15 protein-coding genes are annotated in these 16,350 nt (G+C 63.8%); 5 read left to right on the forward strand and 10 right to left on the reverse strand.

Features of this window, described 5'->3' with window-relative positions:
* From R3175_RS09520 to R3175_RS09530, 3 genes are all read right to left on the reverse strand, one after another.
* The gene (locus tag R3175_RS09520; RefSeq protein WP_318944035.1) at positions 1-810 is read right to left on the reverse strand and encodes a class II glutamine amidotransferase; all 810 of its coding nucleotides are present in this window, start codon (positions 808-810) and stop codon (positions 1-3) included.
* Between the two features lie 13 nt (positions 811-823).
* The gene (locus R3175_RS09525) at positions 824-1,918 is read right to left on the reverse strand and encodes a GGDEF domain-containing protein (RefSeq protein ID WP_318944036.1); all 1,095 of its coding nucleotides are present in this window, start codon (positions 1,916-1,918) and stop codon (positions 824-826) included.
* A 123-nt stretch (positions 1,919-2,041) separates the two neighbouring features.
* A complete protein-coding gene (locus R3175_RS09530; protein WP_318944037.1) occupies positions 2,042-2,857 on the reverse strand; it encodes an SDR family oxidoreductase in 816 nt (271 codons plus the stop codon).
* 261 nt (positions 2,858-3,118) lie between these two features.
* Between R3175_RS09530 and R3175_RS09535 the strand changes: the two genes are divergently transcribed.
* Positions 3,119-3,580, forward strand: coding sequence for a nodulation efficiency, NfeD-like protein (locus R3175_RS09535; protein ID WP_318944038.1), 462 nt, complete (start codon positions 3,119-3,121; stop codon positions 3,578-3,580).
* 2 nt (positions 3,581-3,582) lie between these two features.
* Positions 3,583-4,623 carry an SPFH domain-containing protein gene (locus R3175_RS09540; protein WP_318944039.1) on the forward strand — a complete coding sequence of 347 codons (1,041 nt, stop codon included), beginning with the start codon at positions 3,583-3,585 and terminating at the stop codon, positions 4,621-4,623.
* Positions 4,624-4,657: 34 nt separating this feature from the next.
* Here R3175_RS09540 and yfbR read toward each other — a convergent pair whose 3' ends face one another.
* Both yfbR and R3175_RS09550 read right to left on the reverse strand, forming a co-directional pair.
* The gene (yfbR, locus tag R3175_RS09545; RefSeq protein ID WP_318944040.1) at positions 4,658-5,257 is read right to left on the reverse strand and encodes a 5'-deoxynucleotidase; all 600 of its coding nucleotides are present in this window, start codon (positions 5,255-5,257) and stop codon (positions 4,658-4,660) included.
* 16 nt (positions 5,258-5,273) lie between these two features.
* Complete coding sequence (locus R3175_RS09550) at positions 5,274-8,183, reverse strand: DUF748 domain-containing protein (RefSeq protein WP_318944041.1); 2,910 nt, start codon at positions 8,181-8,183, stop codon at positions 5,274-5,276.
* 100 nt (positions 8,184-8,283) lie between these two features.
* On the opposite strand from R3175_RS09550, the gene pdxH reads away from it, so the two are divergent.
* Genes pdxH through R3175_RS09565 form a run of 3 tightly spaced genes read left to right on the forward strand, consistent with a single transcriptional unit; the run spans position 8,284 to position 10,227 of the window.
* Positions 8,284-8,919, forward strand: coding sequence for a pyridoxamine 5'-phosphate oxidase (pdxH, locus tag R3175_RS09555; protein ID WP_318944042.1), 636 nt, complete (start codon positions 8,284-8,286; stop codon positions 8,917-8,919).
* Positions 8,888-9,643 (forward strand): 4'-phosphopantetheinyl transferase family protein, encoded by a 756-nt coding sequence (locus tag R3175_RS09560; RefSeq protein ID WP_318944043.1) that lies wholly within the window; start codon positions 8,888-8,890, stop codon positions 9,641-9,643. The genes pdxH and R3175_RS09560 overlap by 32 nt, the downstream gene beginning before the upstream one ends.
* Positions 9,640-10,227, forward strand: coding sequence for a DNA-3-methyladenine glycosylase I (locus R3175_RS09565; RefSeq protein WP_318944044.1), 588 nt, complete (start codon positions 9,640-9,642; stop codon positions 10,225-10,227). The genes R3175_RS09560 and R3175_RS09565 overlap by 4 nt, the downstream gene beginning before the upstream one ends.
* Positions 10,228-10,400: 173 nt before the next feature.
* Here R3175_RS09565 and R3175_RS09570 read toward each other — a convergent pair whose 3' ends face one another.
* The 5 genes from R3175_RS09570 to R3175_RS09590 all read right to left on the reverse strand — a co-directional run bounded on the left by R3175_RS09570 (position 10,401) and on the right by R3175_RS09590 (position 16,289).
* Positions 10,401-11,843: an aspartate kinase gene (locus R3175_RS09570; protein ID WP_318944045.1), complete on the reverse strand. Its 1,443-nt coding sequence runs from the start codon at positions 11,841-11,843 to the stop codon at positions 10,401-10,403.
* A 19-nt stretch (positions 11,844-11,862) separates the two neighbouring features.
* Positions 11,863-13,131: a diaminobutyrate--2-oxoglutarate transaminase gene (gene ectB, locus R3175_RS09575; RefSeq protein ID WP_318944046.1), complete on the reverse strand. Its 1,269-nt coding sequence runs from the start codon at positions 13,129-13,131 to the stop codon at positions 11,863-11,865.
* A 127-nt stretch (positions 13,132-13,258) separates the two neighbouring features.
* Entirely contained in the window at positions 13,259-13,777 is a 519-nt protein-coding gene (gene ectA, locus R3175_RS09580) for a diaminobutyrate acetyltransferase (RefSeq protein WP_318944047.1), read from the reverse strand.
* Positions 13,778-13,906: 129 nt separating this feature from the next.
* Positions 13,907-14,863: a hypothetical protein gene (locus tag R3175_RS09585; RefSeq protein WP_318944048.1), complete on the reverse strand. Its 957-nt coding sequence runs from the start codon at positions 14,861-14,863 to the stop codon at positions 13,907-13,909.
* Positions 14,864-14,879: 16 nt separating this feature from the next.
* On the reverse strand, positions 14,880-16,289 hold the full coding sequence (locus R3175_RS09590; protein ID WP_318944049.1) for a sodium:solute symporter family transporter: 1,410 nt from the start codon (positions 16,287-16,289) through the stop codon (positions 14,880-14,882).
* Between the last annotated feature and the right edge of the window lie 61 nt (positions 16,290-16,350).

The raw sequence follows: 16,350 nt of genomic DNA on the forward strand, positions 1-16,350 counted from the left end.
TCAAACCGACGGATGCGGGTGCGATCTCGCCGGAACAGACTCACAGCCGCTCTGCACCACCTCGCCCTTAAACCAAAGCCGCCACTCACCGGGCGCGTAGATGTCCCACTGCTCGTCGGTGGTCAGCGGCTCGGTGACAATGACGCTGACAATGTCATTGGGGGTGGTTTCCGACTCGAAATCCACGGTCACGTCCGCATCCTTCAGCCGGGCCGGGCCGAACGGGGCGCGGCGGGTGATGCTGGCCATCCTGGTGGTGCAGAAGGTGAACAGCCAGTCGCCATTGCTCAGCAACAGGTTGAACACGCCCCGGTGGGCATACTCCGTCGCGTAGGTCACCAAACGGTCGGTGAGGGCCTGTCGGGAGATTCCCGGGTCGCTGTCACTCCGGATCCGGTTCAACAGGTCGCAGAACAGGGCCTCGCTGTCGGTATCGCCCACCGGCTGATAGAACCCGGGTGATGGCCGGAATCCCTGCAGTTGGCCGTTGTGGGCGAAGGTCCAGTATTGGCCCCACAGCTCCCGCACAAACGGGTGGGTGTTGGCCAGGCACACTTCTCCCACGTTGGCCTGACGAATGTGGCACACCGCCACCTCGCTCTTGATGGGGTGGGTCTGGACCACCTCGGCAATGCGGGAGCTGGCGCTGGCCCCGGATTCGAGGAATACCCGCACGCCCTTGCCCTCGTAAAATGCGACCCCCCAACCGTCCCGATGGGGGCCGGTGGCACCGCCGCGACGTGTCAGGCCGGTGAAGCTGAAACACAGGTCGGTGGGGGTGTTGGCACTCATCGCCAGTAACTCGCACATCGCCCGCAAGCCCTCAGTCCGAATCCACGGTGGCCGGCCGGCATTGCCGCGGGGCCTGGGCCGGCGCAGGGACGGCCTGGCCCGACCCGCTAACCTCGCACCGTCGTTCCGCCGTCCGGAACAGGGCGTCCACCTGGTGTCCGTCACGGCTGGAATGGGCAATGCCGTAGCTGGCGCTAATCCGGGGCGCGTCGTGAGGGGCGTGCAGATCCCGTTCGGCGATTCGCCCGGCCAGCCCGGCCATCAGCCGATCGGCGGCGTCGGACGAGACATCCCGCAGGATCAGGCCGAAACGGTCCTCACCCAGCCGGCCAATCTCGTCGGTGATTCGCAACCGCTCCGTCAGGCACCGACTGACCTGCTGCGCCACCTCATCCGCCACTTCCCGGCCGAACTCACGCCGTACCTGCTGCAAGGCGTCGACCGTCACCAGCACCAGCGCGTAGGCACTGTTACTGCGCTGGCACTCGGCAATGGTCCGCACCAGGGCCTCCCGGAACCGATCCCGATTGGCCAGGCCGGTGACCGCATCGGTCCGGGCCAGCGCCAGCATCCGGCGTTCAGCCTCTTCCCGGCGCTGTTCATAGAGATGGACAAAGGCCAGCATCAGGCCGGCGCACAACACCATGTTCAGCAGGTCAATGCCTTCGCCGACGCTTTCCACCGTGCCCAGGAACCAGCCGTAGCTGGCGCAACCGGCCACCATGAACGGCATACTGAGCCGCAGGCCCTCACGCTGCCCCAACAGCTGATAGGCCAGTACCGGCATCATCAGCACCCAGGCAAACGCCGCCATGGAGGCATTGGGCCACAGAATGATGAGATTGAAGAAGGCAAACAGCGGAATCAGCAGGCCATAGATCCAGGCCCGGAGGCTGCGGGCACGGCCCAGCCGTACACAGCCGGCCAGCAACGTCAGGGCGGCGACGATCTCGCCGGTGGCCAGCCAGGGGTTATGGTTAAAGAACTGCAGACCGGCGAAGCCCAGCAGGGTGGCGGCAGAAACACCATAGAGCAATCGAAGGAGGGAGCGCCGCTGACGGTCCCGCAGGCCCGCATGGCTGTGGCCGAGGGAATCATGGGTAACGCTGGATTGAGGAGGTTTCATAGTGGCTCGATCCCTGACTTATCAACAGTATAAGCCCCTGCTCCCGGGTGTAAACCTGGGAGCAGGCTCCCCGCCGTTACTGTTTGTTCATGGCGGCGAGAGGGTCGAGCGCTGGTATCCGGCTTAGTTGTACAGGTTTTTGCGGGAGAAGCGGGACACCAGCGGCTGGTAGGCAGCCCCCAACACCCGGTTCAGTGCGTCGATGCCCCAGGCATCCGGGCCCACCAGGATGCGGGATTCGTCGCGCAGGATCCCCTTGATGATGGTCTCCGCCGCCTTGTCCGGGGTGGTCATGGCCAGCTTGTCAAAGCCCTGGCGCTGGGCCTCCGCGTTCTCGGATTTACCCATGCGGGCGGCCTGGGCGATGTTGGTCTTGATGCCGCCCGGGTGCACGCAGCTGACCGCCACCGGCTGGTTCTCCAGCTTCATTTCCTGGCGCAGGGCCTCGGTGAAACCGCGTACGGCAAACTTGGCGGCGTTGTAGGCGCTCTGCTTGGGCACACCAATCAGTCCGAAGACGCTGGAAATATTGACCACGTGACCATCGCCGGAGGCGATCAGGTGGGACAGGAAAGCCCGGGTGCCGTGAGCCACGCCCCAGAAATCGATGTCCATGATCCACTTGAAGTCCTCGTCCGTCATTTCGCGAACGGAGGCCGACAGCGCCACCCCGGCGTTGTTGATAACCAGGTTGACCTGGCCGAAGTCCTTGGCCACTTCCTCGGCGTGGGCGTAGATGGCGTCACGGCTGGAGACGTCGAGCAGATAGGTTTTCACCTCGGCGCCGCCGCACTCGGCCACCGTATCTTTCAGTCCCTGTTCATTGACATCGGACAGCGCCAGACGGCAGCCCCGCTGCGCCAGCTTCCTGGCCAATGCCCGGCCAATACCGGAACCGGCACCGGTGACGACTGCGACCTTGTTCTTCAAATCTTTCATAAACCGTGACCTCTTGTTGTTGCCTTCAGCGTCGGCACTGGCGGGTGTTCCGTGTTGCTGGGCGCCACGGACATCACCCGTTAAAGCAATTGCTCTAATTTCGGTCTACTGTATCACCTGTGTGTCATCGGCATATGGCATTACCGGAGTCCTGGCCCTGGCGTTTCGGTCAGTCGCCGCCCCCGGCAAAGGGGACGCCAGCCGCGGCATTGGTTACAATCCAAGGCGCTGGTTGATTCATCCACAACATGGAAACCCTTTATGGAATGGAGCCTTACGCATTTCTGGCTGATCCTGGCCCTGGTGCTGTGCCTGGCAGAGCTGGCCTCCGGCGTGCTTCTGCTGCTGGCACTGGGCATCGCTGCGGGCCTGACCGCGGCACTGGCCGCCATGGGAGCCGGCTTTGAATGGCAGTTGGTGGGCATGGGAGTGTTGTCCGGCATCCTGGTGCCGGTCGCCATCCGCTGGATTCGCCCCCGGTTCTCCCCCAGGGGCGTGTCCTACGGCACCACCGGCACCGGGGTCGAGACCGGCAAGCACTTCCGCACGCTGCGGCGGGATTTCGACCACGCCAGCGGCATCATAATCAACGGCGACTTCTATCGCCTGAAGGTGGCCAACAGCCACCAGACCGAGTTGCCGGAAGGCACCGAGGTGGTGTTCGACCACTTTGACGGCACCACCGCCATCGTTCGTCCCGTTAGCCAAGACAAGGAGCAGTAAGCATGGAATCCCTGATCAGTCCCACCCTGATCCTCAGCCTTATTTTCGTCGCCATCGGCGTCTTCATCATCGCCAAGGGCCTGGTCATCGTGCGCCAGTCCGAGGTGATGGTGATCGAGCGCCTGGGCTCGTTCAACCGGGTGCTGGAGAGCGGCGTCAACATCATCATCCCGTTCATTGAACGGCCCCGGCCCATCACCATGATCCGCTACATCAAGGTGGGTCAGGAATACCAGCCGGTGGTGAGCGACGAGAGCCGCATCGATCGCCGGGAAACGGTGATGGATTTCCCCGGCCAGCCGGTGGTGACCACCGACAACGTCACCGTATCCATCAACGGCGCCCTGTACTACCAGATCATCGACCCCCGCCGGGCGGTCTATGAAGTGGCCAACATGAGCCAGGCGGTGGAAGTGCTGGCCAAGACCACCCTGCGTTCGGTGGTGGGCAAGATGGAACTGGACAAGCTGTTCGAGTCCCGCAGCGAGGTCAACAACGCCATCCAGGCGGAGATGGAGGAGCCGGCCTCAAAGTGGGGGGTCAAGCTGACCCGGGTGGAGGTGCAGGACATCAGCATGCCCGAGGAAGTGGAAGAGGCCATGCGCCTGCAGATGGCCGCCGAGCGCAAGCGCCGGGCCACAGTAACGGAGGCCGAGGGGGAGAAGGCGGCGGCCATCGCCATGGCCCAGGGCCAGCGGGAGTCTGCCATCCTCAACGCCCAGGGCGACAAGGAATCCGCCATCCTGCGGGCCCAGGGCGAGCAGGAATCCATCCGCCTGGTCCTCAGTGCCATGGGTGAAACCGAAGACAACAAGCAGACGGTCATCGGCTACCTGCTGGGGCAAAGCTACATCAAGGCGCTACCGACCATGGCCAAAGACGGTGAGCGGGTGTTCGTGCCCTACGAATCCTCCGCGCTGCTGGGCTCCATGGGCATGTTCCGGGAGCTGGCCGGCACCCCGGAAGACGCCGTGCGCGCCACCCTCAAACGCGACGGCCTGCGTGGCGGCTTCGTCGCCGGCGCCGGGGCCGCCGACGCCTAGAGTCCCGCTGGATTGATTTGTTGACCCGGTCATTTCATTCCTCCAGGAGGTGGTCCAGCGGGCGCTGATAACTCGGTGCAAACACCTCCAGGAAATACAGCACCTCCGGCAGGGCTTCCTGCTGGAGGCGCTGAAAGATCTGCGCCGCGGCGGGTTCAAATTCCTTGTTACCCGCCTGCATCTCGGCCTGGCACTTGAGCCACGCCGATAGCCGGTCCGCCGCCTTGATCAGCTCTTTCACCTCGTCCGGCCATTCCGACTCCCGCAGGTACTGCGCGAAATCCCCCTGCAGCGATGCCGGCAGCAGCGCCAACAGTTCGCTCTCGGCCTTGTGCTCGATATCGCCGAAGACTTCCCGCATCACCCTGGAGTGGTACTTCACCGGGGTCGGCATGTCGCCGGTAATGACCTCCGTGGCATCGTGATAGAGGGCGGCGGCGGCCACCCGGTCGGCATCCACCGACCCCTCGAAATGCCGGTTACGGATCAAGGCCAGGGCATGGGCGAGGGTGGCCACCTCCCAGGAGTGGGTGGCCACGTTCTCCTCGATGGCATTGCGCATCAGCCCCCAACGCTTGATCCAGCGCAGGCGGGCCACGTAGGCGAAGAAATGGCTGATTGGCGATTGGCTCATGCGCGACCGGCCTCCGTCACCGGGCATCCAGGCTGAATTCCACGGTGACCAGACCATCACTGCCCGCCGGCGCCGTCAGCACCGGATCCAGCAGGAACAGCTGGCTGGCCGGAATGTCGTATTGCTCCAGAAGCTGCCGCTGCAGCCAACCGCCCCGGGCCGCGGCCAGGTTGCCGAGCGCCTCGGGCGGCAGCGAAGCCGGCGCGGCCAGTTCCGTCAGCAACAGGGTCTGCCAACGACCGCCGGCGATGCTCTCGCCGCCATTCTCGTTGCGCAAGGCGGTGAGGGCCTCCCGCCCGCGCTCGTCCACGAAGGCCTCCTCGAGGGCCTCGATCTGCTGTTCCAGGGTGGCATCCGACGCCAGACCGAGACGCTGGTACAAACGCGCCTGTTTCAGAGCCAGGCCGTCCAAAGCCGGGGATACCGCGCCGCGAACGTTGAGCAGCAGGTTCGAGCGTTCCTTCAGGGCATTGGCAAGGGCTGCCAGTTTCTCGGCCTCACCCTCGGCCAGCGTTACCTCACCCGGCACGAACTGCACCCGGCCCAACTCCTCGCCGCTCAGACCCGCCAGCTCCGCTACCGATCCCAGCATACTGAAGGGAGAGGCCGCAGCCTTGACCAGCAGGTTGACGAAAGCCCGCATCACCACCCGACTGACCTGGAACTGGGGATCGTCCAGATCCCCTTCAATGGGAATATCGATCTCGATGATCCCGTCGCTGTCCCGTAGCAATGCCAGCCCCAACTTGATGGGCGCATTCACCGCCTCTTCGCTGTCCACCTCCTGGCCCAACGCCAACTGATCGAGGGTGACCACATTTTCCGCCTCCAGGTGACTGCCGGTGAACTGGTAATCCAGGCCCAGCGCCATCTTGCCGCTGTCCACGCCGTAGCCGAGATAGCGGCCGAAATAGGGGCTCAACACCGGCAGCGATAGCTGGGAGACCGCCAGATTTAGCTTGCTGGCGTCCTCCCCGCCCAGTGCCCCGAGGGTCCCGGTAAAGTCGAGCTGACCCAGCTCGCCGACCCGGCCACGGATGGCCACCGAGCCCTGCTGGGGCGACACGTTACTGAGGCCGTTGACCGAGCCGGTCAGTTCCCGCAGTCGTGTCGCAAACACCGGCGAGACACTGCGATCGGTGTAGGCCACATCCCCATCCTGCAGCACGAACTCGCCAATCCGGAAGATGAAGCCATCGCCACTCTCGTCCCCGGAACTCTCGGCAGCCGGTTCCGACTCGCCACCGGTGGCAACAATCTGCTCGACGTTGTGCACGCCCGAGGCCTGTCGGGTCAGGTTGACCTGCGGCGCCGACAGGCTCACGGTACCGATTTCCAGCCGCGCCGGTGCCAGGTTGTACTCGATGGGGGCCAGTTGCAGGGTCTGCCAGGCCAGCAGGGGCTCGTCACTGTCCTGCAGGGTGACATCGAACCCGCTGACTTCGCCGCGTCCGCTGAAGGTGCCGGTCATCGGGTCCTGCTGTCCGTCCAGGTCCAGGTCGCCATCCAGGCTCAGCCGTCCGTCCCGGATGGCCAGGGCCGCACCACCTTGCACGTAAGGCTCGAACTGCGCCAGCGCCACCTCGGCGGCGGACAGTCCCGCTTCCAGGTTGAACGGTTCCAGGGTGACCTGACCGCGAGCGTTCAGGCGCCCCCCCGCCGCCAGGGCAGCCTCAAGCCGATAGGGCAGCGGGTCCGCCAGCCGGTGGCTCAGCTGTTCCAGCTCGAACTGGAGCTCGACCAGGGACAACTCGGCCGGAGTGGCCAGCTGTTCGTCCCGCCAATGCAGCTGGCTGTCGACGAGACGAATGGTCGACACTTCCCACTGGAAACCGCCCCCGGCAACCTCGTCAGCCCCGGCCCCGGACGCTTCCGGGGCCTCTTCGGCGGCCGCCAGGGGCCGCAGCAGATTGATTGCGCCATCCGCCCCCCGTACCGCGCTCACGTCCAGGCCGTTCAGCGCCACGGTGCCCACACCGGCGTAGCTCTCCGCCAGGCTGAACCTGATATCGTCCACCGCCAGCTCGGCCAACGACACCACCGGTTCCTCGCCTGCCTCCGGCAGCGCCACCGCCAGGTCCGCCAGCGTCAGCACGCCGTTGGTGGTGACCAGCGAGAAGGTTTCGTGTGCCGCCAGCTCGTAATCGGACTCCACCGTGACCGTTCCACCCTGTAGCCGGTAGGGGAGCACTTCCTGCAGGAAGTGGGACAGGGTGGCGTGGCCGACATTGTCGATCCGCAGGTGACCGCGGGAATACAGTGGCGTGACGCTGAGTTCGCCCTGCCAGGCCACCGTCTGCTCGCCCAGGGCCGCCTCCAGGGTGTAGCTGCTGTCACCGCCTTCGCGGCTGAAGGTGGCCAGGTCGGTCAGCTGCAGGTCCAGGGGGCTGATGGTGAACTGGCCGGGCTCGGGCTGACTGAAATCCCGAAACAGCAGGTTACCGCCCTGGACCTGGATGCGGGCGAAGTACAGCTTGGGCGGTGGGCCCGATTCTTCCTCGGCCACGGCAGGCTCCGGACCCGGCGGGTTGTGGTCCAGCCAGTCGCGGGCGACATTGACGTTGTAGTCGTCCAGCAGGTCGAGGCGGATATAGGGGTCTTGCAGTTCGATGCTGTCGAAAGCAATGACGCCGGTGACCAGTCGCCATAGGGCGAGGTCCACCGCAAAGCGGTCGAAGGCCACCACCCGCTCCTCGGCGTCCGCGGCATCCAGCCCGACCACTTCCACCGTCATGGCGAAGGGGTTGATATGGATGGCCTCCACGCTCGCCTGCCAGCCCAGGTGCTGCTCGGCGCGCTCGGGCAGGGTGCGAGCCAGCCACCAGGGCAGGGCCAGGAAGCCCGCCAGGGCATACACCACCAACAACACCGCCAACCAAAACCAAACCCGCTTGTAGATCGCTTTTCCCTGGCCAGCCTCTGCCACGTCCCGACTCCTGTTGTTGATTTGTTCCAATGATCCACTAATCCTGAAAGAATACACAATCGTACAATCGACTACAGAGTATCGTTACAGGACGAAGTGAATGGACATTAGCCACATGCGTCGGGACTTCGAAAGTGAAGGCCTCGACCGTGAGCACCTCGATGACAATCCAACGAAGCAATTCGAGCAATGGTTCCACGATGCCAAGGAAGCGGGCATCCTCGAACCCAACGCCATGTCCCTGGCCACCAGCGACCGGGATGGCCACCCCAATCTGCGTACCGTGCTGCTGAAGTACTTCGACGACCAGGGATTCGTGTTCTACACCAACTACGGTAGTCGCAAAGCACAGGAAATCGAGGAAAATCCCAACGCCGCCCTGCTGTTTCCTTGGGTGGGCCTCAACCGACAGGTGATTGTCCAGGGCCATGTGGAGAAGGTCAGCAAGGCCGAATCCCTGCGCTACTTCGCCTCCCGCCCCCGGGGCAGCCAGATCGGCGCCTGGGTCTCCGAGCAAAGTCGGGTGATCACCTCCCGCGGGCTGCTGGAGCAGAAGGTGGCCGAGATCAAGCAACGCTTCAGCAGTGGCGAGGTCCCACTGCCGTCATTCTGGGGCGGCTATCGGGTGGTGCCCCAACGCATCGAGTTCTGGCAGGGTCGCCCCAGCCGCCTGCACGACCGTTTCGAATATGTGAGGCAGGACGATGGCTGGCTCATCCAGCGCCTGCAACCCTGATTCACTGGGCCTGTGGCTGGCACGAGTCCCAGAACAGGAGATGGTGCAGCTGCCGCACTGGCTCAGCACGGCGGAGCGGGACCGGGCGCAGTCGTTTCACCAGACGGGTCTCCGGGAGTTCGTCCACAGCCGCTGGCTGATCCGGCAGGCACTGGCCGAGGCCAGCGGGCATCCGGTGGACGACTGCCGGGTACTGGCCCACCGGCCCGTCGCGTCGCTCTCGCCACCGGGCTGGACCCTGTCCCTCAGCCACAGCCATGGCCTGGCAGCGTGCGCGGTCTCGGGCCTCGGCCAGGTGGGTGTCGACATCGAGCCTACAGACCGTCACAGCCAATGGCGCCGCATCGTGCGCCGCTGGTTCAGCCCAGCGGAACAGGACTGGCTGCTCGCCGAGGACTCCGCCAGCAGTTTCGTGCGTACCTGGACCCTCAAGGAGGCTTGGCTGAAGGCCACCGGCCGGGGCATTGCCGGTAACCTGCAGACCCTCCAGATCCTGCCGGGACACGAGCTGCGGGGGGATCGGCCGGAGCCGGACTGGCGCGCCTCCCTGGGCACCGTCGACGATCACACCGTGGCCCTGGTCTACCGCGCCGGCCCCCACGCCGTGCCCTCGGACACGCTGCTGAAGTTGGCTGACGGCATGACCCTGTTGGCAGAACCCTGTCCTGACACTCGGGTACACTGGCTCAGCCATACGCCCATTCTCACGGAAGACCGATCATGACCGACCCCCAAGCCCAACGCTGCCCCTGGTGCGGTGACGACCCACTGTACGTCCACTATCACGACACGGTCTGGGGCCGCCCCGAGTACGACGACCTGGCGCTGTTCGAGAAGCTCTGCCTGGATGGCCAGCAGGCGGGCCTGAGCTGGATCACCATCCTGCGCAAGCAGGACAGCTACCGCGAAGCCTACGACGGCTTCGACCCGGAAAAGATCGTCCATTACGATGACCATAAGGTGGAGGAACTGCTGAGCAACCCCGGCATCATCCGCAATCGCCTGAAGGTCCAATCCATCATCCGAAACGCCCGGGGGTTCCTCGGGTTTCGCGAGCGGGGCGAGTCCTTCAGCCATTTCCTCTGGAGTTTTGTGGGCGGACGCCCCATCCAGAACACCTGGCAACGGTTTGAGCAGGTGCCGGTGACCACCCCGGAGGCAGAGGCCATGTCCAGGGCGTTGAAGAAAGCGGGATTCAACTTCGTCGGCCCCACCATCGTGTACGCGTTCATGCAGGCCACCGGCATGGTCAACGATCACCTGGTGGGGTGTCCGGCCTATCGGGCCTGTCTGGAGGAAGCCGGCTAGAGACCGGGAATTCCGGAGGGCTTGGGATTGGTCAGGAGGGAACGGCAAGGTGCCAAGCAAGGTTGATCGGGGACGCCCTTGACGCCGGGCGCCCCGATCAGGAGGCAAGACACCCTCCATTACCCGGAAACGAAGCGACCGGTTCCGCCTCCGGGTAATTCCGTGACCACGGGTTACGCCGCGACGATGGCGTACTCGTGGTTGTGCGGTTCGATCAGCGCACCGTGCAGTGCGGCAATCGACTTGTCGTAGGCGTCTTCGTCGATCACGAACTGGATATCCACCTGGCGCATGCACTGGTTGATGGCCAGCACGCTGATCTCTTCGTCCGCCAGGGCCTTGACCGAACGGGCCAGGATGCCGGGCACCTTCATGTCAGAGCCAATGGCCGATACCAGCGCCACCTTGCGGGTATTGATCTCCGCGTTGGGGAACACTTCCTTCAGCGCCTTGACCACCCGCTTGACGTGTTTGAGCGTGGTGTCCACGTAGTGGGTGATGGTGTTGGCGTTGGTGTCCTTGGACACGAAGCGCACCTTGTAGCGGCTCAGGGTATCGAGAATCTTGCGATCGGAGCCGGGCTCGCCCTGCATGTCCTGATCGAACACCTCGATGGCGAATACGCCCTTGGCGCCGGCGACAATCTCCACCTGGGGCTTCTCACTGACGTAGTCGCCGGTGATCAGCGTGCCGGTGTGCTCCGGCTCGAAGGTGTTCTTCACCCGCAGCGGGATCTCGTTCTGACGCAGGCCCTTGCCGGCCCGGGGGTGAATAGCCTCCATCCCCAGGTTGGCGAGTTGGTCCGCCACGTCGTAGTTGGTCCGGCCCAGCGGCACCACCTTGTCTTCGCCCACGATATTGGGGTCGGCGGAGCTGAGGTGGTATTCCTTGTGGATGACCGCCTCCCTCGCCTCGGTGATCACCGCCACCCGGCTGAAGGTCATCTCGCTGTAGCCCCGGTCGAACGTGCGCATCAGGCCTTCCTTGCACTGGGCATAGCCGGTCACGATGGGCAGCTCGCGGGTCAGGTCGACACTCTCGAAGGCCTGCTTCAGCTTCTCGTCCAGCGGCAGCAGCTCGTTGTCGCGCCAGCCGGTGAGATCGACGAAGCGGGCGTTGACCCCTTCCTGTTGCAGCTTCAGCGCCGTATTGAAGGCACTGTGGGCCTCACCGATGCCCGCCAGCATCTCGCGCACCGTCAGCAGGTGCTCTTCGAGCTGGAACTGGCCGTAGGAACACAGCCGCTGCAGGTCGATCAGGCAGCCACGCACCCCTTCGATGCGGTCGGTGATGAACTGGTCTGCCTGCTGCTTGAGCATCGGGTCTTCGAACAGCTCGCCGTTGAGGTCGGTCAGGAACTGGACCAGCTTGGTCAGGTCGTCGCCCCAGGCCCAGTCCGACTCGGCATCGGCGAACAGGGCGTACACGCCCGGCTCGCCGGTTTTCTTGTGTTCCAACAGCTCGTTGGTCACACCGCCGTAGGCGGAGACCACAAAGATGCGCTGGTACAGCTCACCTTCGCTGCGGCCGCCCAGGATAATGTTATCCCGGACCGCCTCGTAGTTGCTCATCGACGTGCCGCCGATCTTCTCTACGGTATGTTGTTGGCTAGTCATAATCGTTTCGTCCTTGGCGTTACGACGCCTGACTCAGACTTTCACTCAGAACTTCCTCGAAACACTGGGCCAGGATCTCGGTGCCCTTCTGCAGGTCCGCCTCGCTGGTGGTCAGCGGCATCAAGCACTTGATCACTTCGTCATCCGGACCGCTGGTCTCGATGATCAGGCCCTTCTTGAAGGCCAGGGCGGTGATCTTGCCGGCCAGTTCGCCGTTGGGGCAGGCGATGCCGCGCATCAGGCCACGTCCTTTAACGTAGAAGTCGTCGCCGTGCTTGTCGACAATGGCCTGCAGGCCGTTGCCCAGCACCTCGGTCTTGGCCTTGACCTCGTTGGCGAAGGCATCGTCCTTCCAGTAGGTCTCAATCGCGGCGCGGGCGGTGATGAACGCCATGTTGTTGCCGCGGAAGGTGCCGTTGTGTTCACCCGGCGCCCAGACGTCCAGCTCTTCCTTGAACAGCACCAGGGCCATCGGCAGGCCGTAACCGCTCAGGGACTTGGACACGGTCACGATGTCCGGCTTGATGCCGGCGAAATCGAAGCTGAAGAAGCCGCCGGTGCGGCCATTGCCCGCCTGGATGTCGTCCAGGATCAGCAGCATGTCGTATTTCTTGCACAGCTTCTCCAGCGCCTGCAGCCACTCGGCGCTGGCCGCATTGAGGCCGCCCTCACCCTGTACCGCCTCAACAATCACCGCGGCCGGCAGGTCCAGGCCGGAGGAGTTGTCGGACAACATCTTGTCCATCATCTCCAGGGTGTTGATGTCCTTGCCCAGGTAACCGTCGTAGGGCATGAAGGTGACGCTGTTCAGCGGCACACCGGCGCCACCACGGTGGTGCTTGTTACCGGTGGCGGCGACGGCACCCAGGGAGACGCCGTGGAAGCCGTTGGTGAAGGATATAATGCCATCACGGCCCTTGACCTTGCGGGCCAGCTTCAGCGCGGCTTCGACACAGTTGGTACCGGTGGGGCCGGTGAACTGCATTTTGTAGTTCAGGCCACGGGGCTCCAGGATGTGCTTCTTGTACGACTCAATGAAGTCATGCTTGGCACTGGTGAACAGGTCCAGGCCCTGGCTGATGCCGTCGCTCTCGATGTACTCGAGCAGGGCTTTCTTCAGTACGTCGTTGTTGTGGCCGTAGTTCAGGGAACCGGCGCCTGCCAGGAAATCCAGGTACTCCTGGCCGTCTTCTGAGTACACGTGGGCGTTCTTGGCACGGTTGAAAATCATCGGGAACGCCCGTGAATAAACGCGTACTTCGGATTCGGTTGACTTGAAAATATCCATTGTCTTGCCTCTTAGCATTTTAGGTTCGAGGTGGATGTGCATCGGTTGGCCGGTTTCGGTCGCGACCCCGCGACGCACGTGATTTATAAGCCGTGTGGAAGCCCGACCTCAGCGGGCCGCCGACTTATCAGGTGACGGGTTTCGTGAAGGGCCCGATGCGGAGCAGGAACTCGGAGTCGTGCTCGCCGCCGAAATGGGCGTCCTTCTCGAAATGTTCGTGGTACTTGAGCTCGGCGCCCATGTCCCGGGCAAAGGAACGGAACAGCGCCCACGAGGCTTCGTTGTCCTCGGTGATGGTGGTCTCGAGATGGGTGACATCCCGACACACCTCCCGGGCAACGATGTCTTTGATCATGCGCTTGGCCAGGCCCTGTCCACGACCTTTCTCGTGTACGGCAACCTGCCAGACGAACAGCGTATCGGGCTGTTGGGGGGGGATATAACCGGAGATAAAGCCGACCAGTTCACCGTCCAGCTCAGCGGCAACACACGTCTCGGCAAAATGGGTACACTGCAGGAGGTTGCAGTACATGGAATTGGGGTCCAGCGGGGGACATTCGGCCACCAGCTGGTGGAGCCTGTGGCCATCACTCTTCACGGCCTTGCGAAGGGTAATGGCGGTGGTATTCGAACCTTCCGTCGTCATAGCGTCGTTAATTCGCTGCAAAAGTTAGTGCTGAATTATATAGAGCTCGAAAGATATTTCAAGTTAACTAATGCACCCTCGCTGGTCATGTGGCGAATTTTTAATCAGATCCGCCCCACCACAGGGCGCTCACGACAGGCACAGAATAACGTCATCACAGGCCAGATCGGTCCCTTCCACTATGCGCTGTCGGTAGGACTGCGCCGCCGCGGAGCCCACCGGCCAAAGCCTGTCAAACGTCGCCAGCCACTTCTCCCTGGAGAAATCGACCGGCAACAGACCCACCCCATCCAGCTCGCCCCGATGCCCCGCCAACGGCGTCAAAAGCGGTTCCGAAGCGCTCAGCCGCGCGATCAGGCCCCGGTGGTCGCCCAGCAGGTTGGCCATCCCGGCGGAGCCATTATTGACCAGCCAGCGACGACGCCCCTCTACCTCTCCACTCCAGACCAGGGGCAGACAGGTGTGGCTGCACAAAATCACATCGGCGTCGGTCTGGCGGAACCACTGCGCAAGCGGGCCGACTCCCGTTGCGGTCAGGTGTTCGCGGGACAGCCCCCAACCGGCCAGCGACTCGGGATCCCCGTGCAGCACCAAAACCTTTAGGCCACCAAATATCCCGCTGCGCCAACGGGGTAGAGTCTTTAGCTGATCCCGGATCTCGGCATGACGGTGGGCATGACCTTGCAGGCGCGCCATGATCCGGTTCGAGCGGGCCACCACGGTGTCATCGACAAACTCCGGGTAGCCGCAGCCGCAACCGGCCCCGGAGGACGGGTTGGCCAGCTCGACTTCCACGTTGCCCAGCATCGCATGGTGGCGGAGCACCCGCCGGTTGATAATGTCGAACAGCTCGTCACTGGCGTTGAACCAGTTGAAATCTCCGTTGAACAGGAGCCGGACCGAGCGACCCGCCGCCCGCTCCGCCGCCGCCATGGCCTCAATGGTGTCGAGGGCGAAGGGATTACCGTACAGGCCGCCAATGACGTACAGCACGTCCTCCCCCCAGGTCTCGGGAGCCTGACACAACTGCTGCGGGCGATAACGATAATGCAGCGGGCAGCTGCGACCGGCCGGTTGCGCGCTCATCAGGGGGCTCCGGCGCCTAGTTGACCGATCCCGACGCCGCCGGCGCCTTGCCCAACAGCCGGCGCGCCAGCAGCGGCAGGAAGAAGCCGGCGCTGCAGAGCAGGAAGCCGTAGGCGTTCACCCCCAGCAACAGCGCGTACTTGCCCTCGCCGATGGCCCAGGACGGCGGTAACAGGCCGGCGGCCAACAGCACGCCCAGCCCCAGACCGGTCCAGAAACTCAGGTGGAAACTCCAGGGCGACCACTGGGTGAAGCCGTAAAACAGGAACACCGGCGCCAGGCCCATCACCATGGTGCCGGAAATGGTGGTGGCCTTGAGAATGTCGGTGCCCGCGAACATCGGCAGGTTGCCGAGGATGGCGAACACCACCATCACCACCGAGCCCACCCGCAGGCTCGGCACCCGGTCCGCCGCACGCCGGGCCAGCCGGGGCAGGTCCACCGCCAGCGACTTGGCCAGGGAGGAGAAGGTGGAATCCAGGGTCGAGCCGGCGGAGGTCATCATCACCACACTCATGAAGAACAGCGCGGTCAGGCCGAGGGACTGGCCCACCGCCGCCGGGGCGTTGCCCATCGCCTCGATGCCGTTAAGCTGGGCATGAACCCCCACCAGGCTGAACACGAACACCGCCACGAACCCCAGCAGCCCCGCCACCACAAAGCTCTTGAGCATGGCCTTCTCCTTGTTGACGAAGCCCCGGTCGGTGAGCACCGGGTCGTGGAACGGGTAGCTGAAGATCTGCAGACCGGCCACCAGTAGCAGGTCCATGCCAGCCTCCAGGCGGAACTCACCAGTGGTAAGCAGGGTGGAGGGCTCATTGGCGGGGACAATCAGGAACAGCACGGCGCCCACAAAGAATACGAACACCACCGCCTGGATCACGTCGGTAAAGATCGAGCTGCGCAGTCCACCCTTGAGGCTGTAGGCCAGGGTAAACACGGTGAACAACATGGCCGCGCCATAGTATTCCCAGTCGCCGGGCAGTCCGAAATAACCACCCACCACCGCGGTGTTGCTCCACACCTCATTGTAGAGCCGGATCAGGATGGCCGCGGCGAAGCTCAACGCCGCCAGCCGGCCAAAGCGGGAGGTGAGGAACTCCTGGAGGCTGCCCGCACCGGTTTGGGTGCGGATCAGGTAGATGACGTACCCGGCCACCGGAATCGACAGCCAGTAGGTGGCGTAGGCCAACCCACCCACCACGCCGTAGGCGGCCCCCAGGTTGGCGGCGTTGGTCACCGACTTGGCGAAGATCCAGCTGATGAAGATGCTGGCAGTGAGTGACCACTGACTGACCGGGTTACCTTGGGCATCCGCCCCCTTGTAGAAGGAGGCGGCGTTGGTGCTGCGGGGGGAGAGCCAGTACATGATGGCCCCGTACACCAGCAGGAAGCCCCAGAACAGACTGGCTTCGGTCATCGACATGGTGCTAGTTCCTCCGTGTTCTTCCGTACTCGGTGATTGTTCGGTTGGCGCTGGGCCGATG

Origin of the sequence: Marinobacter sp. (assembly GCF_033722735.1) — a bacterium.
GTDB lineage: Bacteria > Pseudomonadota > Gammaproteobacteria > Pseudomonadales > Oleiphilaceae > Marinobacter.

What these genes read in the sequence shown, in the direction of transcription:
- R3175_RS09520 (WP_318944035.1), bottom strand. Translation starts at nt 810, where the DNA reads ATGTGCGAGTTACTGGCGATGAGTGCCAACACCCCCACCGACCTGTGT.
- R3175_RS09525 (WP_318944036.1), bottom strand. Translation starts at nt 1,918, where the DNA reads ATGAAACCTCCTCAATCCAGCGTTACCCATGATTCCCTCGGCCACAGC.
- R3175_RS09530 (WP_318944037.1), bottom strand. Translation starts at nt 2,857, where the DNA reads ATGAAAGATTTGAAGAACAAGGTCGCAGTCGTCACCGGTGCCGGTTCC.
- R3175_RS09535 (WP_318944038.1), top strand. Translation starts at nt 3,119, where the DNA reads ATGGAATGGAGCCTTACGCATTTCTGGCTGATCCTGGCCCTGGTGCTG.
- R3175_RS09540 (WP_318944039.1), top strand. Translation starts at nt 3,583, where the DNA reads ATGGAATCCCTGATCAGTCCCACCCTGATCCTCAGCCTTATTTTCGTC.
- yfbR (WP_318944040.1), bottom strand. Translation starts at nt 5,257, where the DNA reads ATGAGCCAATCGCCAATCAGCCATTTCTTCGCCTACGTGGCCCGCCTG.
- pdxH (WP_318944042.1), top strand. Translation starts at nt 8,284, where the DNA reads ATGGACATTAGCCACATGCGTCGGGACTTCGAAAGTGAAGGCCTCGAC.
- R3175_RS09560 (WP_318944043.1), top strand. Translation starts at nt 8,888, where the DNA reads ATGGCTGGCTCATCCAGCGCCTGCAACCCTGATTCACTGGGCCTGTGG.
- R3175_RS09565 (WP_318944044.1), top strand. Translation starts at nt 9,640, where the DNA reads ATGACCGACCCCCAAGCCCAACGCTGCCCCTGGTGCGGTGACGACCCA.
- R3175_RS09570 (WP_318944045.1), bottom strand. Translation starts at nt 11,843, where the DNA reads ATGACTAGCCAACAACATACCGTAGAGAAGATCGGCGGCACGTCGATG.
- ectB (WP_318944046.1), bottom strand. Translation starts at nt 13,131, where the DNA reads ATGGATATTTTCAAGTCAACCGAATCCGAAGTACGCGTTTATTCACGG.
- ectA (WP_318944047.1), bottom strand. Translation starts at nt 13,777, where the DNA reads ATGACGACGGAAGGTTCGAATACCACCGCCATTACCCTTCGCAAGGCC.
- R3175_RS09585 (WP_318944048.1), bottom strand. Translation starts at nt 14,863, where the DNA reads ATGAGCGCGCAACCGGCCGGTCGCAGCTGCCCGCTGCATTATCGTTAT.
- R3175_RS09590 (WP_318944049.1), bottom strand. Translation starts at nt 16,289, where the DNA reads ATGTCGATGACCGAAGCCAGTCTGTTCTGGGGCTTCCTGCTGGTGTAC.